General features: G+C 60.2%; 23 protein-coding genes and 2 riboswitches. Of the genes, 15 read left to right on the forward strand and 8 right to left on the reverse strand.

Annotated features, from left to right (window positions below; translation table 11 throughout):
- Positions 1-12: 12 nt before the first annotated feature.
- Together THS5294_RS17320 and THS5294_RS17325 are read right to left on the reverse strand one after the other, a co-directional pair.
- Positions 13-1,032, reverse strand: coding sequence for a patatin-like phospholipase family protein (locus THS5294_RS17320; RefSeq protein WP_058124701.1), 1,020 nt, complete (start codon positions 1,030-1,032; stop codon positions 13-15).
- 35 nt (positions 1,033-1,067) lie between these two features.
- A complete protein-coding gene (locus THS5294_RS17325) occupies positions 1,068-1,841 on the reverse strand; it encodes a 3-hydroxybutyrate dehydrogenase (RefSeq protein WP_058124702.1) in 774 nt (257 codons plus the stop codon).
- A 337-nt stretch (positions 1,842-2,178) separates the two neighbouring features.
- Between THS5294_RS17325 and THS5294_RS17330 the strand changes: the two genes are divergently transcribed.
- Positions 2,179-4,020: an extracellular solute-binding protein gene (locus tag THS5294_RS17330; protein WP_058124703.1), complete on the forward strand. Its 1,842-nt coding sequence runs from the start codon at positions 2,179-2,181 to the stop codon at positions 4,018-4,020.
- Here the strand turns inward: THS5294_RS17330 and THS5294_RS17335 are convergent.
- Entirely contained in the window at positions 4,017-4,415 is a 399-nt protein-coding gene (locus tag THS5294_RS17335) for a hypothetical protein (RefSeq protein WP_058124704.1), read from the reverse strand. The two genes, THS5294_RS17330 and THS5294_RS17335, sit on opposite strands and share 4 nt — an antisense overlap.
- 216 nt (positions 4,416-4,631) lie before the next feature.
- Between THS5294_RS17335 and THS5294_RS17340 the strand changes: the two genes are divergently transcribed.
- The 4 genes from THS5294_RS17340 (at position 4,632) to THS5294_RS17355 (ending at position 9,359) form a co-directional block, all read left to right on the forward strand.
- Positions 4,632-6,317 (forward strand): NAD(P)H-dependent oxidoreductase subunit E, encoded by a 1,686-nt coding sequence (locus THS5294_RS17340; RefSeq protein WP_058124705.1) that lies wholly within the window; start codon positions 4,632-4,634, stop codon positions 6,315-6,317.
- A 174-nt stretch (positions 6,318-6,491) separates the two neighbouring features.
- The gene (gene ftsY, locus THS5294_RS17345; protein ID WP_058124706.1) at positions 6,492-7,745 is read left to right on the forward strand and encodes a signal recognition particle-docking protein FtsY; all 1,254 of its coding nucleotides are present in this window, start codon (positions 6,492-6,494) and stop codon (positions 7,743-7,745) included.
- Positions 7,746-7,751: 6 nt separating this feature from the next.
- Entirely contained in the window at positions 7,752-8,657 is a 906-nt protein-coding gene (locus THS5294_RS17350) for an EamA family transporter (protein ID WP_058124707.1), read from the forward strand.
- A 57-nt stretch (positions 8,658-8,714) separates the two neighbouring features.
- Positions 8,715-9,359, forward strand: coding sequence for an inner membrane-spanning protein YciB (locus THS5294_RS17355; protein ID WP_058124708.1), 645 nt, complete (start codon positions 8,715-8,717; stop codon positions 9,357-9,359).
- A gap of 3 nt (positions 9,360-9,362) precedes the next feature.
- On the opposite strand, the gene THS5294_RS17360 is transcribed toward THS5294_RS17355, so the two are convergent.
- Positions 9,363-11,123 (reverse strand): pseudouridine synthase, encoded by a 1,761-nt coding sequence (locus THS5294_RS17360; RefSeq protein ID WP_082645070.1) that lies wholly within the window; start codon positions 11,121-11,123, stop codon positions 9,363-9,365.
- A 75-nt stretch (positions 11,124-11,198) separates the two neighbouring features.
- Between THS5294_RS17360 and THS5294_RS17365 the strand changes: the two genes are divergently transcribed.
- A complete protein-coding gene (locus tag THS5294_RS17365; protein ID WP_058124805.1) occupies positions 11,199-11,651 on the forward strand; it encodes a nucleoside deaminase in 453 nt (150 codons plus the stop codon).
- 7 nt (positions 11,652-11,658) lie between these two features.
- On the opposite strand, the gene THS5294_RS17370 is transcribed toward THS5294_RS17365, so the two are convergent.
- Positions 11,659-12,945, reverse strand: coding sequence for an acetylornithine deacetylase/succinyl-diaminopimelate desuccinylase family protein (locus THS5294_RS17370; RefSeq protein WP_058124709.1), 1,287 nt, complete (start codon positions 12,943-12,945; stop codon positions 11,659-11,661).
- A gap of 111 nt (positions 12,946-13,056) precedes the next feature.
- Between THS5294_RS17370 and THS5294_RS17375 the strand changes: the two genes are divergently transcribed.
- From THS5294_RS17375 to THS5294_RS17385, 3 genes are all read left to right on the forward strand, one after another.
- A complete protein-coding gene (locus THS5294_RS17375) occupies positions 13,057-13,332 on the forward strand; it encodes a hypothetical protein (protein ID WP_058124710.1) in 276 nt (91 codons plus the stop codon).
- A 5-nt stretch (positions 13,333-13,337) separates the two neighbouring features.
- Positions 13,338-13,886: a DUF1523 family protein gene (locus tag THS5294_RS17380; RefSeq protein WP_058124711.1), complete on the forward strand. Its 549-nt coding sequence runs from the start codon at positions 13,338-13,340 to the stop codon at positions 13,884-13,886.
- Between the two features lie 69 nt (positions 13,887-13,955).
- On the forward strand, positions 13,956-14,714 hold the full coding sequence (locus THS5294_RS17385; RefSeq protein WP_058124712.1) for an alpha/beta fold hydrolase: 759 nt from the start codon (positions 13,956-13,958) through the stop codon (positions 14,712-14,714).
- Here the strand turns inward: THS5294_RS17385 and THS5294_RS17390 are convergent.
- The gene (locus THS5294_RS17390) at positions 14,711-14,896 is read right to left on the reverse strand and encodes a hypothetical protein (RefSeq protein WP_038004902.1); all 186 of its coding nucleotides are present in this window, start codon (positions 14,894-14,896) and stop codon (positions 14,711-14,713) included. The two genes, THS5294_RS17385 and THS5294_RS17390, sit on opposite strands and share 4 nt — an antisense overlap.
- A gap of 119 nt (positions 14,897-15,015) precedes the next feature.
- Positions 15,016-15,735: a DsbA family protein gene (locus THS5294_RS17395; RefSeq protein ID WP_058124713.1), complete on the reverse strand. Its 720-nt coding sequence runs from the start codon at positions 15,733-15,735 to the stop codon at positions 15,016-15,018.
- Positions 15,736-15,900: 165 nt separating this feature from the next.
- Here THS5294_RS17395 and THS5294_RS17400 point away from each other — a divergent pair, with 165 nt between their 5' ends.
- A complete protein-coding gene (locus tag THS5294_RS17400) occupies positions 15,901-17,919 on the forward strand; it encodes a protein-disulfide reductase DsbD family protein (RefSeq protein ID WP_058124714.1) in 2,019 nt (672 codons plus the stop codon).
- A 39-nt stretch (positions 17,920-17,958) separates the two neighbouring features.
- Positions 17,959-19,359, forward strand: a complete 1,401-nt coding sequence (locus THS5294_RS17405) for an MATE family efflux transporter (protein WP_058124715.1) — start codon at positions 17,959-17,961, stop codon at positions 19,357-19,359.
- Here the strand turns inward: THS5294_RS17405 and THS5294_RS17410 are convergent.
- Positions 19,331-19,867, reverse strand: coding sequence for a gamma-glutamylcyclotransferase family protein (locus tag THS5294_RS17410; RefSeq protein WP_058124806.1), 537 nt, complete (start codon positions 19,865-19,867; stop codon positions 19,331-19,333). The genes THS5294_RS17405 and THS5294_RS17410 overlap by 29 nt on opposite strands.
- Positions 19,868-19,941: 74 nt before the next feature.
- A riboswitch (glycine riboswitch) is annotated at positions 19,942-20,028 on the forward strand.
- Positions 20,029-20,031: 3 nt separating this feature from the next.
- Positions 20,032-20,094, forward strand: a riboswitch (glycine riboswitch).
- 49 nt (positions 20,095-20,143) lie between these two features.
- Between THS5294_RS17410 and gcvT the strand changes: the two genes are divergently transcribed.
- The 4 genes from gcvT (at position 20,144) to parA (ending at position 25,269) form a co-directional block, all read left to right on the forward strand.
- A complete protein-coding gene (gene gcvT, locus THS5294_RS17415; RefSeq protein WP_058124716.1) occupies positions 20,144-21,253 on the forward strand; it encodes a glycine cleavage system aminomethyltransferase GcvT in 1,110 nt (369 codons plus the stop codon).
- A 16-nt stretch (positions 21,254-21,269) separates the two neighbouring features.
- Entirely contained in the window at positions 21,270-21,626 is a 357-nt protein-coding gene (gcvH, locus tag THS5294_RS17420; protein WP_038004914.1) for a glycine cleavage system protein GcvH, read from the forward strand.
- Between the two features lie 36 nt (positions 21,627-21,662).
- Positions 21,663-24,503 (forward strand): aminomethyl-transferring glycine dehydrogenase, encoded by a 2,841-nt coding sequence (gcvP, locus tag THS5294_RS17425; RefSeq protein WP_058124807.1) that lies wholly within the window; start codon positions 21,663-21,665, stop codon positions 24,501-24,503.
- A 106-nt stretch (positions 24,504-24,609) separates the two neighbouring features.
- Complete coding sequence (parA, locus tag THS5294_RS17430) at positions 24,610-25,269, forward strand: ParA family partition ATPase (protein WP_058124717.1); 660 nt, start codon at positions 24,610-24,612, stop codon at positions 25,267-25,269.

Here is a 25,269-nt window from a genome sequence, read left to right on the forward strand (position 1 = left end):
GCGACACTCAGGTTAACTGTCAAACATCGCTGCCAGATCAACTGAACTTTCATCGCCGATCTGATCAAAATGCGTGTCCAAAAACGTGTCCGTCGCGCGGTATCCCGCCGCGCGCAGCTGAGCCAAGACCGCCGGGTTCGGGACCAGCTTTGTGGCCACGGATAGTTGCTGCATCAACGCGTCGTCAGCGACCATATGCACCAATACGTCCTTCATCGCGTCGCCCGACATAGTGCCTGCGTGCAAAAGGCGTTGCACAAAGGCAATCGCACGCAGCTCTCGCAAAAGCGACGTGTTAAAGCTGATCTCATTGATGCGGTTTTGAATGTCCCGCGCGGAACGCGGCACCTCAGCCCGGTGCAGCGGGTTGATATTCACGACCAGAATATCCCGTGGCAGGTCCTTGTGAAACAGCGGAAACAGCGCGGGGTTGCCGGTGTATCCGCCGTCCCAGTAGGCCTCTCCATCAATTTCGACGGCCTCAAACAACGTGGGCAAACAGGCAGAGGCGAGAATCGCATCAGTTGTGATTTCCTCGCGGGTGAACACCCGGATTTTACCTGACCGGACGTTGGTCGCACAGATATGAAACTGCGGCCCCGCGTCGGAACAGACATTGTCAAAGTCGAACCCCTCAACAATGCGGCGCAGCGGGTTCGAAGTTGTGCCCCGATACAAATAGGGTGATATCGTCCGCGATGTTGTGTCCGACAGCGCGAATGGCAGCGAGTATTCAATCGCTCGGCTGATCGCCATCGGCGAAAACGCGTTCAGCCATGGGCCAAACGCCTCGTCCGTAATCGCACCCACCTTGGTCCAAAGCGCCTCAAGCCCGGCTTTGGCCTTGTCCCGATCCCCAGTGACCAGCCCACATTTTGTCGCCGCCCCGTTCAGCGCACCCGCAGATGTGCCCGAGATGGCCGCAATCTCGATCCGTTCATCGTCTAGCAATCGGTCCAGCGCGCCCCATGTGAACGCGCCGTGTGCCCCGCCGCCCTGAAGGGCTAGGTTGATGCGTTTGGTTTGGGCCATGGGGTCATCCTTTTGCGCGTGGGGTAGGGGTTTCCTCAGAGGGCGGTCCAGCCACCATCCACCGAAATGGTCGTGCCGGTTATTTGTGCCGCCGCGTCCGAGCATAGAAACACAGCCGTGCCGCCCATCTGCTCAACCGTTGCGAACTCTTTGGAGGGCTGCCGCGTCAGTAGGACGTTCTCAACGACCTCTTCGCGGCTCATGTTGTATTCTTTCATCGTGTCGGGGATCTGCGCCTCGACCAATGGGGTCAAAACATAACCGGGGCATATCGCGTTTGCTGTGATCGGCTCGCGCGCAGTTTCGAGGGCCACGACCTTGGTCATGCCAACCACCCCGTGTTTTGCCGCGACATAGGCAGATTTGTAGGGGGAGGCGGTCAGCCCATGCGCCGAGGCGATGTTGATAACTCGGCCCCAGCCTGCCGCGCGCATCATCGGCAATGCCGCGGCCGTGGTGTGATAGGCCGACGACATGTTGATCGCGATAATCGCGTCCCATTTGTCTTGGGGGAATTCGTCAATCGCGGCGACGTGCTGGATGCCTGCGTTGTTGATCAGGATGTCACATGCGCCGGCCTGCTCGATCAGGGCGCGGCACTGGTCGCCTTTGGACATATCGGCCTGAATATAGCGCGCGTTGACGCCGTGATCTGCCGCGATTTGGGCGGCTAACGCATGATCATCTTCGCGGTCTGTGAATGAGTTGATCACCACGTCCGCGCCAGCCTTGGCCATTTCGATTGCGATACCCAAGCCGATGCCCGAATTGGAGCCGGTGATGACGGCGGTCTTGCCTTGAAGTGTCATGGATCGTTTCCCTTGTCTCACGTTGCGTCAACGATAGCTGCTGCACCGCAGAATGGAAGGAAGTTCTGCGATACCTGCCGCAGTGCGGCATCAGTCGTGACCAGCTGTGATGCGTGATTGGTGTGTCGGATTGCCTCGCATATGGCCCAAAAAAAACGCCAGCACGAAGCTGGCGTTAAGTTATTGAGGCAGGTTTCATACAGGCAAGAAACCTATCGAGCAGTGACCTCAATATACTGGATGCGGTGTTGAGAGTCCAAGTTAAAGTTTTGGACTATCCTGAGGGATCACCGTATCTTGAGGCCAATAAATCAAGGAAAACAGGAACTGTTTCGATATGGTCTTCAATTCTTTTCATCGAGCAGTCGCAGGCGCCGTGGTCGGATTGGCGCTTTTTTGCCAACCGATTCTTGCCACCGATTCTCCCTCTGAAAGCGCTCAGGCACACCATGGAATCGCTCTTTACGGTGATCCGGCGTTGCCTGCGGACTTTGGGCACTTACCCTACGCAAATCCCGACGCCCCCAAGGGTGGGGTATTTGTTGACGGTCAGGTCGGTGGTTTCGATAGTCTCAACCCGCACATTCAAAAAGGCCGGGTGCCGTGGCAATTGCGGTTCCTTGCGCACGAAAGCCTGATGGGCAGATCCTATGATGAGCCGTTCACATTGTACGGCCTTCTGGCCGAGACGGTGGCCGTTGATCCAGAGGGCCATTGGGTCGAGTTTCAACTGCGTCCCGAGGCCCGGTTTTCCGACGGTACTCCGGTCACCGTTGAGGACGTTATCTGGTCTTATGAGACGCTCGGCACCCAAGGGCATGCGCGCTACCGGGGGTCATGGGCGCAGGTGGCGCGTATTGTGCCCGTGGGCGCGCGCGGTCTGCGCATCAGTTTTAAGGCGCCCAACCGTGAGTTGGCGATGATCATGGGGATGCGCCCTGTTCTGAAAAAGGCTCAGTGGGAGGGCCGCGATTTTGCCCAAAGCGGATTGGATGTGATCCCGATTACGAGTGCGGCCTATGTCATCACTGATTTTGAGCCGAACCGCTTTGTCGAGCTGACCCGCAACCCTGATTATTGGGCCCGTGATCTGCCTCTACGCAAAGGGGTACACAACCTCGATACCCTGCGGATGGAGTTTTTTACCGATGCGTCCGCCATGTTTGAGGCATTCAAATCCGGTGAATTGAGCACGATGCGCGAAACCTCTGCGGCGAAATGGGCGGAGCAATATGATTTTCCGGCGGTGCAAAGCGGCGAGATCGTCAAATCCGAGGTTCCGCATCAACGCCCAACTGGGATGACGGGCTTGGTTATGAACACCCGCACCGGGTTTTTTGCTGATTGGCGCGTGCGTGAGGCGATGATTGAGGCGTTCAACTTTACCTACACCAACACGGTCCTGAACGGTGGCGCACTGCCCCGGATTGAAAGCTATTTCGCGAATTCGCCGCTTGGCATGACACCGGGCACCCCTGCTAAGGGCCGGGTGCGTGACCTGTTGGAACCCTTTGCCGATAGCCTGCCACCGGGTGCGATTGACGGCTATGCATTGCCCAAGGGCAGTGCGCGTGTGGCCAATCGTGGTGCGATCCGGCGGGCTACGGCTTTGCTTGAGGATGCAGGGTATACCGTTGAAAATGGCCGCCTTGTGGGACCGGACGGGCCGGTTCAGTTCGAAATCCTGCTGCAAAACGGCTCAAGCGAGATCGGTTCAGTGGTCGATATCTATGTCGAAGCACTGGAGCGGCTGGGCCTTGATCCGGAGATTTCCTCCATCGACAGCGCCCAATACACGGAGCGTGTGAACAGCTACGATTTCGACATGACTTATTATCGCTGGGGTTTGTCGTTGTCGCCGGGGAATGAGCAATGGCGCTATTGGGGCCCTGAAGGGGTTGAGGCACCGGGATCGCGAAACCTAATGGGCACTGACACGCCCGCGATTTCCGCGATGATTGAGGCTATGCTAGAGGCCCAATCGCAAGAGGATTACGTGGCTGCCGTCAAAGCGCTGGACCGGGTGCTGACCGCAGGGCGCTATGTGGTTCCTCTGTGGCACAACCCGGTCTCATGGATTGCACATGATGCTGAGCTGAAATTCCCCTCTGATAGGATCTCGATCTACGGCGATTGGATCGATTTCCAGCCCGATGTTTGGTGGCGCGAACCCGACTAGACCCCCAAGTCGGGCGCCTCGCATGCCAGTGGCGCCTCGTCTTCATGGACTGCAAACAAATCGTTCAAGGGGTCTGCGCCTTTTGCGCGGGCCGACACGCCCCCGCCGGGTTGTTTGAAAAAGTCCCAGCAGATCGGCTCGGGGCTTTCGTCGTAGATAAAACAGATGTCGCTGTTGGCGTTTTCAAACCATATGCCGCGTTGGCATTGGCCGTCTTCAAACGCCCAGATGACGCGTTTGTCGGGAAAGTATTGCTCGGCGCCAAAAGCGCGGCCCGCGCGTTCAAAATAGAGAGTTTTGCCAGAGACGCGGGCGTCAAACTCAGCGCCTGAAAACGTCTCTTGGGCGACTGCGGGTGTGGTGAGCATAAGACAAAGGGTTAGGGCGAGGCGCATGGTCACTCCGGGCTGTTGGCCTCAACATAGGTAAGGTGGGGGCGGCTGAAAACCATACCTGCCAAATCTGTGTGGTCACCCGCGACCGGGGAATTCGTTTCCTATGGTAGTCGCGGTGGTATCGGCTTGGGGGAATTCGCCCATTTGGTGTCGGTTTTGACATTTGGGAGAGGGCGGGGCGTGCTATCACACACCCGATGCGCGCGGGAGGCTTTCATGGCATTGGACGACAACAAAGGTGTGTGGAAATCAGGTCGAGGCAAAGGGCGCAAAACGCCCAAGGGTCGGCAGTATGAGGATACCGCACTGGCTGAAGTGCGCGCCCTTTTGGGGGATCGCCCGCGGCGGCGGGACCTGCTCATCGAGTTTTTGCACCTGATCCAAGATGCCTATGGGCACCAATCTGCGGCGCACCTGCGGGCTTTGGCCGAAGAGATGAAGCTATCAATGGCTGAGGTCTGGGAAGTCGCGACGTTTTACGTGCACTTCGACCCACTGCGCGAAGATGATCCAGTGCCGCCCGCACTTACCATTCGAGTTTGCGATTCGCTGTCGTGCGAATTGGCCGGGTCTGAGGCACTGATTTCGGCGCTTGAGGATGGCGTTGATCCATCCCAAGTGCGCGTTCTGCGCGCGCCTTGCATGGGACGCTGCGATACGGCCCCAACGCTGGAGCTGGGGCACAACCATATCGACAACGCCACGCCTGAATTGGTGCACGCGGCGATTGCGGCGGGCGATACCCACCACAAGATGCCCGACTACGAAGGGTTTGAGGCATATCGTGCAGGCGGTGGTTACGCCGAGTTGGCGCGTTTGCGTGCGGACGGCGACTGGGAGCAAGTGCAGGATCAAGTTCTAGCCTCGGGTCTGCGCGGGCTTGGCGGGGCCGGGTTCCCGTCGGGCAAGAAGTGGGGCTTTGTTCGGGCCAATCCCGGGCCGCGCTATCTGGCTGTGAACGGCGATGAGGGCGAGCCGGGCACATTTAAGGACCGTTACTATCTAGAGCGCACGCCGCACCTGTTTCTTGAGGGGATGCTGATCGCCGCATGGGCCGTCGAGGCTGAGACCTGCTTTATCTATATGCGCGATGAATATCCGGCAGTGCTGGAGATTCTGGCGACCGAAATCGCAGCCCTAGAGGCGGCGGGCATCGTCGAGCCGGGATATATCGATCTGCGCCGTGGGGCGGGTGCCTACATTTGCGGCGAAGAAAGCGCGATGATTGAATCGATTGAAGGCAAACGTGGCCTGCCGCGTCATCGCCCACCGTTTGTGGCGCAGGTCGGCGTTTTTGGTCGCCCGACGCTGGTGCATAACGTTGAGACCTTGAAGTGGGTTGCGCGGATTGTGCGCGAAGGGTCGGAAATCCTATCATCAGTCACGCACAACGGTCGCACGGGCCTGCGGAGCTACTCCGTATCTGGACGCGTCGCGGCGCCCGGTATGTACCTGCTGCCAGCGGGTTCGACGATTGTTGATATTATCGATGCGGCGGGTGGTATGGCCGAGGGGCATGCGTTCAAGGCCTATCAACCGGGCGGGCCATCTTCGGGCGTGTTGCCTGCGTCGTTGGATGATGTGCCGCTAGATTTTGATACGTTGCAGCCGCATGGGACGTTCATTGGGTCTGCCGCCGTGGTCGTTTTGTCGGATCAGGACCGTGTGCGGGATGCGGCGTTGAACATGCTGCGGTTCTTTGAGGCAGAGAGCTGCGGGCAATGCACCCCCTGCCGCGTGGGCTGTGAAAAAGCCGTGAAGCTGATGCAGGCGGAAACGTGGGATCAGGGGCTTTTGGAAGACCTGAGCCAAGCGATGGTTGATGCGTCGATCTGTGGGCTGGGGCAGGCGGCACCGAACCCCATCCGGCTGACGATGAAGCACTTTGCCGACGAAATCTAAACGTCGCCCTCTGGGCGGTTACATCTTTTAGGGGGCGCTGCCCCCGGCTCCGTGCCGGAGCCTCCCCCGGAGTATTTTGGGAACAAAGGAGGCTGAGTGACGCGGTGGCTTTCAAACCGTGCGTGCTCGTATTAGATGTGAGCGCCGTAGGCGACGGTAGGAACGGTCTGGGCGATGGCATTTTTCAAGAAACTCAAGGAACGAATGTTCAAGAGCTCCTCTAAGTTGGAGGAGGGATTGGATGCTATCGTTGAAGACGGTGGCGCGGTTGAGGCGACTGCCGACGTAGATTTGGGTGCTGAAGCGGAATGGTTGGCGACGGAGAGCGCTCGGCTTGAGGAAGAAGCGGCCCGTTTAGAACGTGAGGCTGAGGACGCAGAGGCTGCGCGGGTATTGGCGCAGGAGGCTGATGCGGAAGAGCGCAGAGCAGCAGAGGCGGCCAGAATTGAAGCTGACCGCGTGGAGGCTGTTCGCATCGCGCGAGTTGAGGCTGAGGAGCGCCGCGCCGAGGAGGCGAGAGCCGCAGCAGAGGCATCCCCCAAGCCCGGCTTGTTGGGCCGGATTTTAGGCCGGGGTGAGGCCAAGACTGTGGTGCGCCGTGCGCTTGATGATGAGATGTTGGAGCAGCTGGAAGAGCTGCTGATCACGGCAGACATGGGGGTCGATACCGCGTTGCGCGTGACGGCTAATATGGCTGAGGGCCGGATGGGTAAGCGGCTTTCTACGCAAGAGATTAAAGGGCTTATGGCCTCTGAGGTTGCGGCGATCATGGAACCCGTTGCCAAGCCGATGCCTTTGTACCCCAAGAAGCCTCAGGTCGTGTTGGTTGTGGGTGTAAATGGCTCGGGTAAGACGACGACGATTGGCAAGCTGGCCAGTCAGTTTCGTGCGGCAGGCAAGTCCGTTGTGATTGCCGCAGGTGATACGTTTCGTGCCGCAGCAGTGGAGCAATTGCAGGTCTGGGGGGATCGGGCCGGCGTTCCGGTTCTGACAGCGCCTGAGGGTTCGGACCCCGCTTCGTTGGCGTTTGATGCAATGAGTAAGGCCGAGGCAGATGGCGCCGACTTGCTGATGATCGACACGGCTGGGCGATTGCAAAATCGCGCCGATTTGATGGAGGAGTTGGCCAAGATCGTGCGTGTGATCCGCAAAAAGGACCCCTCTGCGCCGCATAACACCTTGCTGGTTCTTGATGCTACGACTGGTCAAAACGCGATCTCTCAGGTGGAGACATTCCAGAAACTGGCGGATGTGTCAGGCCTTGTGATGACAAAGCTGGATGGCACCGCAAGGGGCGGTGTTTTGGTGGCTTTGGCAGATAAATTCGGCCTGCCTATCCATGCCATCGGCGTAGGAGAGCAGATTGACGATCTGCAAGCCTTCGATCCAGAAGACTTCGCAAGAGCACTGACAGGCCTAGATGCCTGACGCCACATGAGCGCGTGGATCCTCGCGGTTGAGGGGACGTCAGCGGGCGAGCAGGTCGCCTTATTGCTTGTGCTGTTTGCGGCGCTTTTGCATGCGATTTTTGGCGCGATGCAGAAGGGGCGGTTTGATCCTTGGACGACCCGGGCGGCGATAGACGTTTGCCTTGTCCTTATCTCGGTGCCGTTTGCGTTGTTTGTCGTGCCGTGGCCCCACGGCCAAGAGTGGTGGTTGTTTGCGGGCGCATTGGTCATCCATTTTCTGTATAAATCTGGCATGGCGGCGGCCTACCAACGGGGGGCGTTTACCGTTGTTTATCCTGTTGTGCGCGGTACTGCGCCGCTGTTTGCGGTCTTTGGCGCATGGCTGATCTTTGGTGAAACCTTCGCTCCCCTGCAATGGTTTGGGCTGGGGTGTTTGTTGGCCGGTATCTTTGGCCTCGCGCTTTATAACATCCTCTATTTGGTCAAGGATCGTGGTTCGCTTTTACCAGCGCTTGGCATGGCGGTGTTCACGGGGATGATGGTTGCGGCCTACACAACCTTTGACGCCTTCGCGATCCGCACAACGCCCAATCCATTCACGTTTGTCGTGTGGTTCTTCTTTCTCTGCTCGCTCGATTTTCCGGTGCTGTGGGTTTGGCTGCACGCGCGGGGGCGCGTGGCGACGCCTGAATGGCGGCCGCTGTTTACACGCGGTGTGATTGGCGCTTTTGTGGCCTATGGCTCGTTCGGCTCAGTGCTTTTGGCGACGCGGTTGGGCAAGGTCGGGGAGGCCGCAGCCCTGCGCGAGACCTCAATCGTTTTTGCTGCCCTGATCGGCTGGCTCATCCTAAAGGACACCGTCGGGCCGCGCCGGATCGCGCTTATGTGTTTGATCGCGTTGGGTGCCGTGTTCATCGAGCTTGGCAGCTAGGGGTGGATATTCCGCGCCGCCGGGCCTAGGTCAGACTAAATCCATGGAGAAGCCGATATGACCCAGCCCGAACCCGCGCCCAAACCTGTTGTCCAATCTGAGGGGCGCACCGTGAACGGTACGCTGAAATTCCTTTTGGAAACGGGGCCGGTTCTCGCGTTTTTTGGGGCCTACATGTATTTCAAGGATGAGACGTTTCTCATCAATGGGACGGAATACGGGGGCTTCATCGCGGTGACGGTGGCGTTCATTCCCGTCATTCTAGCGGCTACGGCGATCTTGTGGGCGCTGTCGGGCAAACTGTCCAAGATGCAGGTGCTGACGGCGATTTTGGTGATTTTTTCGGGCGGCATCTCGTTTTGGTTCAATGACGAGCGGTTCATCAAAATCCGCCCCACGATTATGTTTTCGATCTTTGCCGCGATCCTGTTTTTGGGCTTGGCACGGGGGCGCAGCTATCTTGAATACTTGATGGAAGACCTGATCCCCTTGCAACGTGAGGGGTGGCTTATCCTGACAAAACGCTTTGCGATGCTGTTTGCGGGCCTCGCCGTCTTTAATGAGATCGCGTGGCGTAGCCTGTCGACCGAAGTCTATGTGACGGTCGACACGTTTGGCGTACCCATCGCGATCTTTGCGTTCTTTTTCACGCAAACCAAACTATTCACGGTTTACGCGATTGAGGAAGAACCTGAGGCCTAAGCCTCAGGGTTTTGTCGGTTTTTTCGAGCTAAGATCACGCGAACCATAGAACCCTGCACCGGGTGACTTGGCGCCACCTTTGCGCGCGCTGCCGCGTTTTGGCGCGCCCTTCGCGTCCTTGCGCAATGACATGCCGGGGTTCGAGAGGAACTGCTTCTTTTTCTCCGCTCTTTCCGCTTGTTCGGCTTCGCGCCGGGCGGATCGGTCATTGTCAGGACGGTCTTTGCCAAAAGGTTTCCGATCGCCACGATCCTCACCGTATGGCTTGCGCGCGGGGCGGTCACCGCGATCTTCACCGGGCTTGCCGTATGGCTTGCGCGCGGGACGGTCACCACGGTCTTCACCGGGCTTGCCGTATGGTTTGCGCGCGGGACGGTCGCCACGGTCTTCACCGGGCTTGCCGTATGGTTTGCGCGCGGGACGGTCACCACGGTCTTCACCGGGCTTGCCGTATGGTTTGCGCGCGGGACGGTCGCCACGGTCTTCGCCGGGCTTGCCGTATGGCTTGCGCGCGGGACGGTCACCACGGTCTTCACCGGGCTTGCCGTATGGTTTGCGCGCGGGACGGTCGCCACGGTCTTCACCGGGCTTGCCGTATGGTTTGCGCGCGGGACGGTCGCCACGGTCTTCGCCGGGCTTGCCGTATGGCTTGCGCGCGGGGCGGTCGCCACGATCTTCACCGGGCTTGCCGTATGGCTTGCGCGCAGGGCGGTCGCCACGATCTTCACCGGGCTTGCCGTATGGTTTGCGCGCTGGACGGTCGCCACGGTCTTCACCGGGCTTGCCGTATGGTTTGCGCGCGGGGCGGTCGCCACGGTCCTCACCGGGCTTGCCGTATGGTTTGCGCGCTGGGCGGTCACCGCGATCTTCACCAGGCTTGCCACCTGGGCGCCCACCGGGCTTTCCGCCAAACTTTCCAGCGGGCTTCCCGCCGAATTTGCCAGCAGGTTTTCCGCCGGGTTTGCGGCCACCGGGGCCGGGTTTGCCCGGTGCGCGGGTTTCGGTTTCGTCGGCCATCTCGGGCTCTCCTAGTTGGTCACGCAGCACACGCGTGCGGACCTCTTCAATCTCGCCGATCGCCAGTGTGCCCAGCTGAAACGGCCCATAACTCAACCGGATCAGACGGTTCACCAAAAGCCCTTGGCTTTCCATGGCACGCCGAATTTCACGGTTTTTTCCTTCGCGCAGGCCCAGCGTCAGCCAAGCATTGCCGCCCTGTTGGCGGTCAAACGCCACCTGCATGGGGGCAAAGCGTTCGCCTTCAACGGTTAGGCCTCCGCGCATCGCTTCAAGTTGTGCCTCTGTCGGCGTGCCGCGCACGCGGACGCGGTAGCGGCGCAGCCACCCGGTTGAGGGCAGCTCAAGGCGGCGTTTCAACTCACCATCGTTGGTCAGCAGCAACAGCCCCTCAGAGTTGAGATCCAGCCGCCCCACAGTCATCACCCGTGGCAAATCGTCGGGCAGCGCGTCAAACACTGTTTCACGGCCTTGCTCATCGCGGGTCGTGGTCACAAGGCCGGTGGGCTTGTGATACATCCACAGGCGAGCACGTTCCGGCGGTGCAAGAGGCACGCCATCAACAGCAACGCGATCCTCGTCCGTCACGTTAAGTGCGGCGCTTTCAATGACTTGCCCGTTAACCGTGACGCGGCCTTCAGCAATGATAACTTCGGCGTCGCGGCGCGAGGCGATGCCTGCGCGGGCAATCACCTTGGCAATGCGGTCACCGGGAGGCGCGCTTTTGGAGGGGGATGTGTTGGACATGCGCCTCCCTTATCGCGCAAGTGTGCGCTTGGAAAGCGTCTTGCGCGGGGGGCGGGGTTTCGGCAAGTCTGCGGCATGTCGTTTCGATCCCACATGGAGGCCGCGCTAGAGGCCGCAAAAGCCGCAGGTGCGCGCGGCGAGGTGCCCGTGGGCGCGGTCGTTTTATCCAAGGATGGCAAGGTCTTGGCGGTGGAGGGCAACCGCACGCGGGAACGTAATGACCCCACCGCTCACGCCGAGATCCTTGCGATCCGAGCGGCATGTGCCGCGCTTAACCAAGAACGATTAACTGATTGCGATCTTTACGTTACGTTGGAACCTTGCGCTATGTGCGCCATGGCGATCAGCCACGCGCGGATTGCACGGGTGTATTATGGGGCGTCTGATCCAAAATCAGGCGGTGTGGCCCAGGGCGCGCGGGTGTTTGGTCATCCGCAGACCCATCATGTGCCCGAGGTCTACGATGGTATAAATGCCGCCGCCTCTGAGGCGTTGTTGCAGGATTTTTTCAGTGCCCGCCGGGGGTAGTCATAGGCTACGCCTGCACGGGTTCAACCAATAGCGCCCGAAGTGAAAGGGCCATGACCTTGGCACTATCGAGCATATCCTGCACACCCACCCATTCGTCCGGCTGATGCGCCAGATCGAGGATGCCCGGCCCGTAGGCAATACAATTCTTGAGCCGCCCAATCCGGTCGATATGCTTTTGATCATAGGTTCCGGGAGAGACAACAAATTGCGCCTGCGTGTCCAATACTTGGGCGATGGCGTCTTGGACCGTGCGCACCACCGGCGCGTACTCATCGGTCATGGTGGGGGTGACGGACCATAACTCACGCAGATCATAGCGGAACTCAGGGCGTTGGGATTTGACCGTCTCAAGGACGGCAATGATCTCGGCTTTGACCTCATCGATGTTTTCTTCGATCAAGAACCTCCGGTCGATCGTGATCCGACACGAGTCTGGCACACAGGCAGAGGGGAAGCCGGTGTAATCCGCAGGCAGCTCATTCGCGCCGCCGTGAATAGCATTGATATTCATAGTCGAATTGCGCGCGCCCTCGGGCACCACCGGCATATCCGTGTGCTTTAAGGCCAAAAGCGGGAACAACGTGCGTTCCATTTCCTCTAGCACGGCGCCCATGTGGCGCACCGCGCAATCGCCCAAGAATGGCATGGAGCCGTGGGCGATCCGGCCCTTTGTCTCAATCTCGGCCCACCAAACGCCACGGTGGCCCAGACAAATGCGGTCCTTGTTCAAAGGCTCGGGGATGATGACGTGCTGCACGCGTTCGGGGTCAAAATACCCCTGCTCAGCCAGATACGCGACGCCGCCATAGCCGCCGGTTTCCTCATCCGCCGTTGCGCTGATTTCCACAGCGCCAGAGAATTCGGGGTGGGTATCGATGAACGCCTCTGCGGCGATGATGGATGCAGCCAACCCGCCCTTCATGTCACACGCGCCGCGACCATAGATGCGGTCACCCTCCAGTTCGCCCCCGAACGGATCACGGGTCCAGCCCTCACCCACGGTGACGACATCGTGGTGGCTGTTGAAATGCACGCATTCGCCGGGGCTGGCCCCTTCGCGCCGCGCTACAAGGTTCCAGCGCGGGTGGGTCTCACTATCTGCGGGCGCGCCTTGGGCACGGATCATCTCGGTCGTAAATCCATGCGCGCTGAGCCGGGCGTCCAGATAGGCGCAGATTGCATGGTAATTGTCGCCCGGCGGGTTCAGGGTCGGAATACGGATCAAGTCTTGGGTCAGCGCGATCAGATCGTCGCGCCGGGCCTCGATGGTTTGGAGAAGAGGATCGGACATTGGGGTCCCCGTGCTGTTCGGGCTGAGTGTAGGCAATTGCCACCCAATGACCAGAGGGGGTGGCGGCAAAGGCCGCGCCGACCTATGTGCTGATAAGCAAAGGGGGTGGCTATGCTGCTGAATATACGAGTGATGATGCTGATGCTGGCGGCCTTGACGGTGGTGTTCGTCAGCCTCTTTTTCTACTTTCGCGCGGGCCGGGTTGAGGCCGCAAGGGCCGCTTGGACGGCCAAGCAACCGCCGCTGCCGGAACATACCTACGTGCAAAACGATCTGGGCGACTATATACCGGGGCTGGTGAAGCGCCTTGCGATTTGGGTCTATTGCGTCCCGTTGGCGGCGACTTCGGTGTTGGCATTTGTGCTGAATATGCCGGAAGGGGACTGAGGGCTGTGATTAAGTGGATTTTATGGGGGCTGTTTGCCGCGATCTTGGGATCGTGTCTGCATTATACGCTGCCCCAACGCGATATTGTGATTGTGACTGGGACCGAGATTATTCGGCAGGACGTGAGCGGGCTAAACAGTTGGTTCTATGCGGGTGCCGACAGTGGCAACGCGTCGACAGTCAACCGGGACCTGCGTTTGATCAACACAACTGATGCAGATGGGACCACGCGGGTGTACCGCAATGAGGACACCGGGGTTGGCTGGCCCCCATATTTTAAATTCGATAGTGCGGATTTGCAGGCTGATGCACAGGCCGTGATTTCTACGCGGGCCGAACCGCAATGGGTTGCCGTTCGCCACTATGGTTGGCGCAGCACGCTGATTTCGATCTACCCCAATGCGACCTCTCTTAAGCCTGTTGCAGGGCCGGACGTGACGTTGATCCCTTGGTTCAATATCATCGTGTTGGTGGGGCTGCTGGCCTTGATCCGCGCTGTGCAGGTCCGTGTCGCGCGCTGGTGGGGCCGTAAATTTGGGGATGCGGCGGCCTAAGCGGCGCCCCACACCGGCCGACGCAAAACGTATCTGGCCGTGCCGGAGCGGGTAAGATAAGTCAGATTTATGCTAGCTACCACACACCTTCCATCTCAGGGCGCTGCGGCGCCGACATTGATCGCACATGGTCTGTTTGGATCCGCCCGCAATTGGGGCGTAATTGCCAAGCGCCTCTCGGATAGAGGCCCCGTTGCGGCCGTTGATATGCGCAACCATGGCGATAGCCTGTTCGCCGACGATCACAGCTATGCGGCCTTGGCCCAGGATCTGTCCGAGGTGATCACCGCCAACTGGGGGCAGGCCGATGTGATCGGTCATTCGATGGGGGGCAAGGCCGCAATGGTTTGCGCGCTGAATGCTCCGAATGCCGTTCGGCGTTTGGTTGTCGCGGATATTGCACCTGTGGGCTACGGCCATACCCAAGCCCATCTGATCCACGCCATGCGCGCGCTTGACCTAAGCCACATTACCCGCCGTAGCGAAGCCGTTGAGGCGCTTGAGGCGAGTATCCCGGAGCCAGGTGTGCGCGCCTTTTTGCTGCAATCGCTTGATGTTGCAGGCAAACGGTGGCGGCTCAATCTTGATGCACTTGAAGCAGAGATGGACAAGATCATCGGCTTTCCAGCGATCGAAGGCCGCTATGATGGGCCAGCGTTCTTTTTGTCGGGTGCTGAAAGCGATTATGTCCTGCCGGAGCATCGCGCACGGATCAAAGCGCTGTTCCCCCAAGCGCGGTTTGCGAAAATACCGGGCGCGGGGCACTGGCTGCATGCGGAAAAACCGCGTGAGTTTGAGGCAGCGGTTCGCGCGTTTCTGGACGCCTAGCGGCGCGGTGCGGTGGCCCGGCGACGGCGCTGCCATACCCACGCTGCCGGACCACCTGACGCCAGCCCAAGTATCATCCCCATGACTTGTAACTGGCTGTCGATCAGCAACGCACCCAGACCGCAGGCCAACCCCAAGGTGACCGCACACAAACTACACAAAACTAGATACTCGCGGCTCATGCCAAGGGTCCTTCTCGCTGCTGCGATCCCATTAGGGCGCGATCAGCGGTGGGGGCATTGATCTGTATCAATCACACCAAAATGTGACTGGATCCATGCGCCCCCACGGAGCCTAAGGGCTACTGTGCAGCGCGCAATTCATCGACCATTTCTAGCAACTGCGCGCTGGTGATCAGGCCGGGGGCGAGTGTCTCACCCACAACAAACGATGGCGTCCCGCTGAACCCAAGCTGCTGAGCCAACTGCATTGAGGTTTCGATGTGGGATGTGACTTCGGGGGCGTCCATATCGGTGCGCAATTGCTCGACGTCCAGCCCGACGTCCGCTGCGATTTTGAGCACGGTCGTTTCACCCAAACGGGCGCGGGCGTTCATCAAGGCTTGGTGGAATTCAGGGTACATGCCCTGAGCGCGCGACGCGAGCGCGGCCCGTGCCGCCCAAACAGAGCCTTCTCCCAAAATGGGCCATTCCCGCATCACGACGCGGATGCCGTCATCCAAGCCAAGCGCTTCGTTCACCTGCTCGCCTGCGCGTTGGCAGTAGGGGCAGTTGTAGTCGAAAAACTCAACGACCGTGACATCGCCATCTGGGTTCCCAAGCACCGGCGCGTTGGGGTCACGCTCCAATGCGGCACGCCCCTGCGACAGGGTTTCTTGGGCTGCGGCTTCAGCGGCTTGCGCATCGCGGGTGCGCAAAATTTCCACGGCCTGCATCACGATCTCGGGGTTCTCAAGGATCGCTTCTAGCGCCAGTTTCTTAACCTCATCGGGGGACAAATCCTGCGCCATTGCAGTGGTGGGCAGGGCCAAAAGACCAGACAGGATAAGCGCGCGGAACATGGGGTCGTCTCCATTCGGGGATGTCAGTTTTCGGTAGTCTCCCTCGCAACGGCGGGGGACACAAGCAAAACCGCCCGTGGCCCGCGCAATGCACACAGTCACAACTGTGTGTGTCCGGTGGCAGCAGGTCTTTCGGGCGGCGTGGCTTTGGGGTAGCGATATCCCATGATCCGCGCGTGCCTCTTTGCCCTGTGGGCCTGCCTCGCCCTCCCGCTTTATGCGGCGGGGTCCGATGTGGTGGCCACACGGACGATCACGGCGCAACTTGTCTCGGCGCAAGACGGCGTACCGACAGGCAGTGCCGCGCTGACGGCTGGGCTATTTGTGACGCTAGAGCCGGGGTGGAAGACCTATTGGCGCTCGCCCGGCGAAGTAGGTTTGCCGCCTCAGATCAGCTGGGATGGGTCGGAAAACATCCGCGATGTTGTGCTAAGCTATCCTGCGCCGACGCGGTTCACCGCCTTTGAGATTGAGAATTTTGGCTACGAGACAGAGGTGCTTTTTCCACTTCAGCTCCAGCTCGAACGCCCCGGTGCGCCGGCCCGCCTCGCGCTGGAGGCGACCTTGCTGGTCTGTGCTGACATTTGCATCCCGGAGACGGTGTCCTTGTCGCTGGACCTCCCCGCGGGTGGGGGCATTGACGCCAAAGCCGCCGAGCAGATCGCGACATGGATGGCGCGCATCCCCGATGATGGCGGGGCCTCTGGCTTGCGCCTCGATACGGTCTTTCTCGATGCGACCGCGCTCGTCGTCACGGCGCAGAGCGATCGCCCCCTCACCAGCCCTGATATTTTCCCCGAGCAGGGTGAATACGCGAGCTTTGGCAAGCCCGAGATTATCGTTGCGGATGCCGGGCGGTCAGTGTGGGCGCGCCTACCGGTTCTGGCTGAGGGAGAGGGCGGGTTACAGATTACCTTCACGGATGGCGCGCGCGCGGCGACACTAAACGCGTCTACGTTTGCGGACGTTCCGGCACCGCGGCCGCAAGCCTCCGGCGCGCTGATCGGGATGTTGGCCATCGCGCTTTTGGGTGGTTTGATTTTGAACGTCATGCCCTGCGTTCTGCCGGTTTTGTCGATCAAGCTGACCTCGGCGCTGGGCGCTGCGGGGCAGGGCCGGGCGCGGGTCCGTGCGGGGTTTTTGGCGTCGGCTGCGGGGGTTATTGCGTTTTTCTGGGTGCTGGCGGCGATTGTAATTGCGATGCAGGCTTCGGGCGCGTCGTTCGGTTGGGGCATGCAGTTCCAAAACCCTGTGTTCCTCAGCTTGATGATTACGATCATCGCTTTGTTTGCTGCCAACATGGCGGGCTTGTTTGAGATCACCTTGCCGCAGGGCTGGACCACGGGCATGGCCCGCACCGAGGCGCGCGGTGGGTGGAGCGGTGATTTTGCCACAGGTGCGTTTGCTGCATTGCTGGCGACACCGTGTTCGGCGCCGTTTTTGGGCACAGCAGTGACCTATGCCATGACCCACGGCCCGCGCGAGGTCGCAGCGATTTTCACCGCTTTGGGCGTGGGACTGGCGCTGCCGTATCTGTTGATCGCCGCGCGGCCTGGTTGGCTATCGCGCCTGCCTAAACCCGGACCATGGATGGTGTGGGTCAAATGGGCCATGGGCGGGCTACTGGCTGCGACGGCTCTTTGGCTGCTCGCTGTGCTTGCTGCCGTGTCGGGGCTGGGGCTGGCGGGGGCGTTGGCGGCAATTTTGGTGATCGGGGGTGTGGTTTTGGTCTGGCGGCGCGCGGCGTTACCTGTTGCGGTGGCGGTGTTTGCGGCGGCCATGGCGCTGCCGCTGTTCTGGCCGGCTCCGACCGCGATGGCCCAAGACGACAGCATGTGGCTGGTGTTTGATGAGGCAGAGGCCATGGCCCGTGCTGAGGCGGGTGAGGTTGTTTTTGTCGATGTCACCGCCGATTGGTGTCTCACCTGTAAGGCGAACAAGAGCCTCGTGCTGGACCGGGGCGCCGTGGCGGAAGCCTTGGAGAGCGTGATCCTTATGCGGGCCGATTGGACTCGGCCCAGCGATACAATCCTGAACTACCTCAAAAGCCATGATCGCTACGGCATTCCCTTCAACATGGTTTACGGTCCCGGCGCGCCTATGGGCATTGCCCTGCCAGAACTTCTGACGCCCGATGCCGTGCTGAATGCGATCATGACCGCACAGGGGGCTGTGCAGGGCTAAACCTATCGCGCAGGCCCCCCTTCGCGGTAGGTGTTAACTATGTCAGCACACAATTCCTCCGCCAAGTTCCTATCCGGCAATCTTTTTGCGCACGTGAGCATCATGTCTCTCACGGCCTCCGTCGGGTTAATGGCGGTGTTCCTTGTGGATTTCATCGACATGATTTTCATCGCCATGCTCGGCAAGGCCGAGTTGGCCGCAGCGGTGGGCTATGCGGGCGCGATTTTGTTTTTCACGACCTCGTTCGGGATCGGGATGGCGATTGCGGCAGGGGCCTTGGTGGCCCGGGCGTTAGGCGCGGGCGACGTGGCATTGGCGCAAAGCCGCGCGACCACGGCGCTGATCTATGGGTTTGGCTTCGGCGCAGTTTTTGCCGCGACGGTTTGGGCGTTTCTTGCGCCCCTCGCACAGCTTGTCGGGGCCAGTGGTGAGACACTGGATTTGGCGGTGCATTACCTTGCGATCATTGTCCCATCCTTGCCGTTTTTAATGTTGGGCATGATGGGTGGGGCGATCCTGCGCGCCCATGGTGATGCCCGCCGCGCGATGATGGCAACGATCTGGGGCGGGGTGGTGAATGCCGTGCTCGATCCGATCCTGATCTTTGGCCTCGACTTGGAATTGACAGGGGCGGCGCTTGCCTCGGTGGCGGCGCGGCTCACGATTGCTTACTTCGCACTGCGCCCGATCTTGCGCCACTATGGCGGCTTCACACTGCCGCCTGTTTTGTCTTTCCTTGCGGACTTGCGGCCCATTCTGGCTATTGCAGTGCCCGCGATCCTGACCCAGTTGGCCACGCCGGTGGGGCAGGCCTGGGTCACGCGTTCCATGGCCGCTTATGGCGAAGAGGCTGTGGCTGGGATGGCCATTGTTGGGCGCCTGACGCCTGTGGCATTTGGTGTGATCTTTGCGCTGTCAGGTGCAATCGGCCCCATTATTGGTCAGAATTTTGGAGCCAAAGACCACGCCCGCGTTCGCCGCGCTTTTCTGGACGGGGTCTTGTTTTGCGGGTTGTTCGTGGTGGGTATGACGGTGCTTTTGTACCTGCTGCGCCCGTTTATTGCGGGGTTGTTCTCGGCCCAGGGTGTGACGTTGACGCTGGTCTATCTGTTCTGCGGGCCACTCGCGCTTGTGTTCTTTTTCAACGGGTTGCTGTTTGTGTCTAACGCGGCGTTCAACAACCTTGGGCAGCCGTTCACGTCTACGTGGCTTAACTGGGGGCGGCATACACTGGGGACGGTGCCGTTGGTCGCGCTGGGCGGTTGGCTGTTCGGCGCACCGGGGGTGTTGATCGGGCAAGCCGTAGGCGGGTTGATATTTGGGCTATTGGCGGCGTGGATGGCGCTCCGGGTGATTGCGCGCGGAGGTGCACCGGCAGCCCCCCGCCCGCCCTTTGCGCGACAAGCCCGGCTTATGTCACTGTTGCACCTACGTCGCTGAGCATCGCATCGACCAGAGCCGTTTCATCCGGGCTTAGCTGCTGTGCGCGCGGGTACTGCGGTGCGGTGCGGTCGTTTATGATCGGTGCCTCCCAGCCGTCTGTCGTGGCAAAGAACCGTGCGACACCAGTCTCTCCGAATTCGTTCAAATATCCCTGCACGACCACGTCCAGATAGCTGAGCAGGATCGGATGCGTCTGACTGGGGGCTGCGTGCAGATCGGCCGGGATATGATAGATTTGCGCGCCCCGGCCGGGTTCTGCAGGGGCGCGGATATAGGCCCATTCGCGGGCATCCAGCGCGGTCCAATCGCCCTCGGGCACCTCTGCGAGGAGGCCATCAATCCGGGTGTTCGGACACGGGACAGCGGTTAAGAACGCGACCTTACGCGCGCCCGTGTGCCGCCAAGCCCGCCGCCAGCCCGACACGGTGGCGCGTTTGACACCGGGGTAATCTTGCGTGGCCCGGTTTACCAAACTGCCGTAGCCGAAGAACATGTTGTGGTTCATGGTCATTATGACACCTTTTCATGTAGCGCGCTGTGCGCCGCTCTTGATTGGATTTCATGGATCGCCTATCCACGGCGCATCACACGGGAGAATCTGCACCCGCAGTGCCGAAGGAGCAACCGCCCCGGTAAACTCTCAGGCCCAAGGACCGTGTGACGATAAAACTCTGGAGAGAGGCATTCAATTGCCCGCCGAAGGGATAACGATCTCAGGCGCATAGGACAGAGGGGGCAGGACCCGCCACGGCATCGTGGCGATAACTGTGAAGGGGCGCCTATGTCTGAACTGAACCCATTGCCGCTAGAAGCGTTGCATGCTGAATTGGGCGGCAAGATGGTGCCCTTTGCTGGGTACTCTATGCCGGTCCAATACCCGATGGGGGTCATGGCTGAGCATTTGCATTGCCGGTCAGAGGCCGGTTTGTTCGACGTTAGCCACATGGGGCAAGTGATTGTACGCGGCGCGGATGCCGCCAGCGCGCTGGAACGCTTGATCCCTGCGGATGTCGCGGGCCTTGGGGCGGGGCGGCAACGGTATGGTGTGCTGATGCAGCCCGATGGGGGCGTTGCAGACGATCTGATGTTCGCAAATCGCAGTGATCACTTCTATTTGGTGGTTAACGGTGCGTGCAAATATCAGGATGTGGAAATTCTCAAAGCTGGCCTGTCTGGGTGCGAGGTCACGCTTTTGGACGATCGCGCGCTGCTGGCGCTGCAGGGGCCAAAGGCTGAGGCGGTCTTGGCCGATTTGCTGCCCGCAGTCGCACAGATGCGGTTTATGGACAGCCAGATGTTCGACTGGATGGGGGCTGAGCTGTGGATTTCACGCTCCGGCTACACCGGTGAGGACGGCTTTGAGATCTCGGTCCCCGAGGATCGGGCCGAAGAATTGGCCCGTGCATTACTGGCTCACCCGGCTGTGGCGCCAATCGGTCTTGGGGCGCGCGACAGCCTCCGGCTGGAGGCAGGGATGCCGCTTTATGGCCAAGACCTGACCCCTGAAATTTCCCCCGTGGTCGCGGGCCTCGGCTGGTCCATCGCCAAGGCGCGTCGTGCGGGCGGGCCGCGCGCGGGCGGCTTTCCCGGGGCCGAGCCATTCCTTCAGGAACTGATGGACGGGCCTGCAAACATTCGTATGGGCCTGCGTCCAGAGGGCCGTGCCCCGATGCGCGCCGGTGTGGAGCTCTATCATTCGGTTGATGCGACAGCCCCAATTGGCCGGATCACGTCAGGCGGCTTTGGCCCCTCGGTCGGCGCGCCGATTGCGATGGGTATTGTCCCCGCAGAGCTGGCCCCAGGCACCACGATTTACGGCGAAGTCCGGGGCAAACGTTTGCCCGTGACCCTTGCCACGCTTCCCTTCCATACACCCCGCTACAAGCGCTAAGATCAGGAGAACCCCCATGAAATTCACCGAAGAGCACGAATGGCTAGACGCCGATGGTGACGTCATCACCGTTGGCATCACGGAGCACGCAGCCACCCAGCTGGGCGACGTTGTGTTTGTTGAACTGCCCGAGGTCGGCACCACGGTTGCCAAAGGCGATGAGATCGTCGTGATCGAAAGCGTCAAGGCCGCCTCCGACATTCTGGCCCCCCTTGACGGTGAGATCGTTGAGGTCAATGAGGCGCTGGTCGACAACCCTGCTGCCGTAAACGACGACGCCGTGGGGTCGTGGTTCTTCAAGATGACCTCGCCCGCCGCCGCCGAAATGGATGAGATGATGGATGAGGCCGCTTATCAGGCCTTTATCGGTTAAAAACACTCGCCTTCCCCCATGCAGATGGAGCGCCCCATGCAGATCACCGAGTACGATACCTATGACTTCGCCAACCGCCGCCATATCGGTCCCTCGCCCGAGGAAATGGCCGAAATGCTCAAGGCCGTAGGGGTCGACAGCCTTGATGATCTGATCGACCAGACGCTTCCACCTGCCATCCGTCAGGCCGAACCGCTGCCTTGGCCACAAATGACCGAGCATGCGGTTCTGGCCGAGATGCGGCGGCTTGCGGATAAAAATACCGTGCTGACCTCTATGATAGGGCAGGGGTATTATGGCACGGTCACGCCCCCAGCGATCCAGCGCAACATCCTTGAAAACCCTGCGTGGTACACGGCCTACACCCCCTACCAACCCGAGATCGCGCAGGGGCGGCTTGAGGCGCTTTTGAACTTCCAGACCATGGTGGCTGACCTCACGGGGTTGCCGGTTGCCAATGCCTCGCTTTTGGATGAGGCGACAGCCTGCGCCGAGGCGATGGTGATGGCGCAGCGGGTGTCCAAATCAAAGGCGACGGCGTTCTTTGTGGATGAAAACTGCCACCCTCAGAACATCGCCGTGATGCAAACCCGGGCCGAACCTTTGGGCATCGAAGTCATCGTGGGTCCTGCCGACACACTGGACCCTGCCGCCGTGTTTGGTGCGATTTTCCAATACCCCGGCACCCACGGCCATCTGCGCGATTTCACCCCCGAAATGGTCGCGTTACGGGCACAAAAGGCCATCGGGATTGTGGCCACTGACCTTTTGGCGTTGTGCCTGCTCAAAGAGCCGGGCGCGATGGGTGCTGATATCGCCGTTGGCAGCGCGCAGCGTTTTGGCGTGCCGCTTGGCTATGGCGGGCCGCACGCGGGCTTTTTCGCCTGTGCCGATACGTTCAAACGCAATATGCCGGGCCGGATTGTCGGTGTGTCGGTCGACAGCCATGGCCACAAGGCGTTTCGCCTGTCGCTGCAAACCCGCGAACAACACATTCGCCGCGAAAAGGCGACGTCAAACGTGTGTACCGCGCAGGCGTTGCTGGCCGTCATGGCGAGCTTTTTTGCCGTGTTCCACGGCCCCAAGGGTCTGCGCCACATCGCGCAAAACGTTCATCGCTCTGCCTGCGCGCTCAAGGCGGTCCTGCAAGACGCAGGGTTCAACGTGGCGCCTGAACATGTGTTCGACACCCTCACCGTTGAGGTCGGCGCGATGCAGGGCGTGATCCTGCGGTCCGCCGTGGCCGAGGGCATTAACCTTCGGAAAGTGGGTGACACGTCCATCGGGATTTCCTGTGATGAAATGACCGATACGGCTATTTTGAACCGGGTGGCCCGCGCCTTTGGCATCGACGCTGAGGTCCGCTTGGACGCGCTGGATATCCCCGCGGATCTGCAACGGCAAAGCGAGTACCTGACCCATCCAACGTTCCATATGAACCGGGCAGAGGCGGAAATGATGCGCTACATGCGTCGCCTTGCGGATCGGGATTTGGCGCTGGATCGGGCGATGATCCCGCTGGGGTCTTGCACGATGAAGCTGAACGCAGCCGTGGAAATGATGCCGGTCACATGGCCCGAATTCGCAAACATCCACCCCTTTGCCCCCGCCGACCAAGCCGAGGGTTACAAGGAGATGATCGATGATCTGGCTGAGCGTCTGTGCGTGATCACCGGATATGACGCGATGTCGATGCAGCCCAATTCCGGGGCGCAGGGCGAATATGCGGGCCTTTTGACCATTGCGGCCTACCACCGCGCGCGGGGCGATGATCGTGATATTTGCCTCATCCCGACCTCTGCGCATGGCACAAACCCTGCCTCGGCGAACATGGCGGGAATGCGGGTTGTCGTGGTGAAATCTGCTGACAACGGTGATGTCGATCTTGATGATTTCCGCGCCAAGGCGGAAGCCGCGGGCGATAAACTTGCCGCGTGCATGATCACGTACCCTTCAACCCACGGGGTGTTTGAGACGACCGTGCGCGAGGTGTGTGAGATCACGCATGCCTATGGCGGGCAGGTCTACCTTGATGGGGCCAACCTGAACGCGATGGTTGGCCTGTCCAAACCCGGCGAGCTGGGCGCGGATGTCAGCCACCTGAATTTGCACAAAACGTTCTGCATCCCGCACGGTGGCGGCGGACCGGGCATGGGCCCAATCGGTGTAAAGGCGCACTTGGCCCCCTATCTACCCGGTCACCCGGAAACTGGGATGGACGCGGATGACGGGGGCCCGGTTAGTGCTGCTCCGTTCGGCTCGGCTTCGATCCTGCCGATCAGCCATGCCTATTGCTTGATGATGGGGGGAGAGGGGCTGACCCAAGCGACGAAAGTCGCGATCTTGTCGGCCAATTATATCGCGGCTCAGCTGAAGGGCAGCTTTGATGTGCTGTTCACGGGACGCAATGGGCGGATCGCGCATGAGTGCATTCTAGATACCCGACCCTTTGCAGACAGCGCCCACATCACCGTTGATGATATCGCTAAGCGTTTGATGGATCATGGCTTTCACGCGCCAACCATGTCGTGGCCCGTGGCAGGGACATTGATGGTTGAGCCAACTGAATCCGAGACGAAGGCTGAGTTGGACCGCTTTATCACTGCGTTGCGCGCCATCCGAGATGAGATCGCTCAGGTTGAGGACGGCACGATGGATGCCGATAACAATCCGCTGAAAAACGCGCCGCACACGATGGAAGACCTCGTGCGCGATTGGGATCGGCCCTACACGCGTGAGGCGGCGTGTTTTCCACCCGGTGCCTTCCGCGTCGATAAGTATTGGCCCCCTGTGAACCGGGTGGACAACGTGGCAGGCGACAGAAATCTGATCTGCACCTGTCCACCGGTAGAGGCTTATCTCGAAGCCGCAGAGTAGCAAACAGGTGGCGCGGGGTTCCCCCTGCGTCACCGCCGCCATTGACAGGGCGTGTCCCCACCTCCACCATGCCGCAACGCAGCATTTTGGGTTATGGGGAATCGACATGCCGGGTCAGGTCATCACAGTCGCACAGCAAAAGGGCGGTTCGGGCAAAACCACTTTGTCCGTCAATCTGGCCGTCGCTTTCGCACAAATGGGGCGCAAGGTTGCGGTGATCGATAGCGATGCTCAGGGCTCGCTTGGGCGGTGGTTTATGACCCGACTTGAACAAACGGGCGGTGAACCGGGCGTTGATTTCTCTACGGCCAGCGCGTGGGGCGTTGCTTATGAAGTCGACAAGTACCGCAAAACCCACGACGTCATCATCATCGACACTCCCCCCAAGATTGACAGCGATATGCGGCCTGCGTTGCGTTCATCTTCGCTGGTCGTGGTGCCAATTGCGGCAAGTGAGGTCGATATGTGGGCCACCGAAGGTGTGCTGGAGCTAGCTGCGCGGGAGGGCAAAGTCGTGATGGCAGTGCTGAACCGGGCCAAGTCTGGCACGCGCTTGGCCGCGAAAATGTTAGAACAATTGGGCGCACTAGACGTCGTCCCAGCAGCTACAGTGTTGGCCAATCGAGTGGTCTATGCTGAAAGCTTGGGCAAAGGGTTGGGCGTGGCCGAGGTCTCTCGGAATGCGCCTGCCACTGAGGAAATCAAGGCGTTGACCGCAGAGGTCGATGCCGCCCTTGGCGCGCTGGCCAAGCAGGCGGCAGAGTAA

The sequence above is a fragment of the Thalassobacter stenotrophicus genome, assembly GCF_001458315.1.
GTDB lineage: Bacteria > Pseudomonadota > Alphaproteobacteria > Rhodobacterales > Rhodobacteraceae > Thalassobacter > Thalassobacter stenotrophicus.

Excerpts from the sequence above, each read along its gene's own strand:
- THS5294_RS17320 (WP_058124701.1), bottom strand. The coding sequence starts at position 1,032 with ATGGCCCAAACCAAACGCATCAACCTAGCCCTTCAGGGCGGCGGGGCA.
- THS5294_RS17325 (WP_058124702.1), bottom strand. The coding sequence starts at position 1,841 with ATGACACTTCAAGGCAAGACCGCCGTCATCACCGGCTCCAATTCGGGC.
- THS5294_RS17330 (WP_058124703.1), top strand. The coding sequence starts at position 2,179 with ATGGTCTTCAATTCTTTTCATCGAGCAGTCGCAGGCGCCGTGGTCGGA.
- THS5294_RS17335 (WP_058124704.1), bottom strand. The coding sequence starts at position 4,415 with ATGCGCCTCGCCCTAACCCTTTGTCTTATGCTCACCACACCCGCAGTC.
- THS5294_RS17340 (WP_058124705.1), top strand. The coding sequence starts at position 4,632 with ATGGCATTGGACGACAACAAAGGTGTGTGGAAATCAGGTCGAGGCAAA.
- ftsY (WP_058124706.1), top strand. The coding sequence starts at position 6,492 with ATGGCATTTTTCAAGAAACTCAAGGAACGAATGTTCAAGAGCTCCTCT.
- THS5294_RS17350 (WP_058124707.1), top strand. The coding sequence starts at position 7,752 with ATGAGCGCGTGGATCCTCGCGGTTGAGGGGACGTCAGCGGGCGAGCAG.
- THS5294_RS17355 (WP_058124708.1), top strand. The coding sequence starts at position 8,715 with ATGACCCAGCCCGAACCCGCGCCCAAACCTGTTGTCCAATCTGAGGGG.
- THS5294_RS17360 (WP_082645070.1), bottom strand. The coding sequence starts at position 11,123 with ATGTCCAACACATCCCCCTCCAAAAGCGCGCCTCCCGGTGACCGCATT.
- THS5294_RS17365 (WP_058124805.1), top strand. The coding sequence starts at position 11,199 with ATGTCGTTTCGATCCCACATGGAGGCCGCGCTAGAGGCCGCAAAAGCC.
- THS5294_RS17370 (WP_058124709.1), bottom strand. The coding sequence starts at position 12,945 with ATGTCCGATCCTCTTCTCCAAACCATCGAGGCCCGGCGCGACGATCTG.
- THS5294_RS17375 (WP_058124710.1), top strand. The coding sequence starts at position 13,057 with ATGCTGCTGAATATACGAGTGATGATGCTGATGCTGGCGGCCTTGACG.
- THS5294_RS17385 (WP_058124712.1), top strand. The coding sequence starts at position 13,956 with ATGCTAGCTACCACACACCTTCCATCTCAGGGCGCTGCGGCGCCGACA.
- THS5294_RS17390 (WP_038004902.1), bottom strand. The coding sequence starts at position 14,896 with ATGAGCCGCGAGTATCTAGTTTTGTGTAGTTTGTGTGCGGTCACCTTG.
- THS5294_RS17395 (WP_058124713.1), bottom strand. The coding sequence starts at position 15,735 with ATGTTCCGCGCGCTTATCCTGTCTGGTCTTTTGGCCCTGCCCACCACT.
- THS5294_RS17400 (WP_058124714.1), top strand. The coding sequence starts at position 15,901 with ATGATCCGCGCGTGCCTCTTTGCCCTGTGGGCCTGCCTCGCCCTCCCG.
- THS5294_RS17405 (WP_058124715.1), top strand. The coding sequence starts at position 17,959 with ATGTCAGCACACAATTCCTCCGCCAAGTTCCTATCCGGCAATCTTTTT.
- THS5294_RS17410 (WP_058124806.1), bottom strand. The coding sequence starts at position 19,867 with ATGAACCACAACATGTTCTTCGGCTACGGCAGTTTGGTAAACCGGGCC.
- gcvT (WP_058124716.1), top strand. The coding sequence starts at position 20,144 with ATGTCTGAACTGAACCCATTGCCGCTAGAAGCGTTGCATGCTGAATTG.
- gcvH (WP_038004914.1), top strand. The coding sequence starts at position 21,270 with ATGAAATTCACCGAAGAGCACGAATGGCTAGACGCCGATGGTGACGTC.
- gcvP (WP_058124807.1), top strand. The coding sequence starts at position 21,663 with ATGCAGATCACCGAGTACGATACCTATGACTTCGCCAACCGCCGCCAT.
- parA (WP_058124717.1), top strand. The coding sequence starts at position 24,610 with ATGCCGGGTCAGGTCATCACAGTCGCACAGCAAAAGGGCGGTTCGGGC.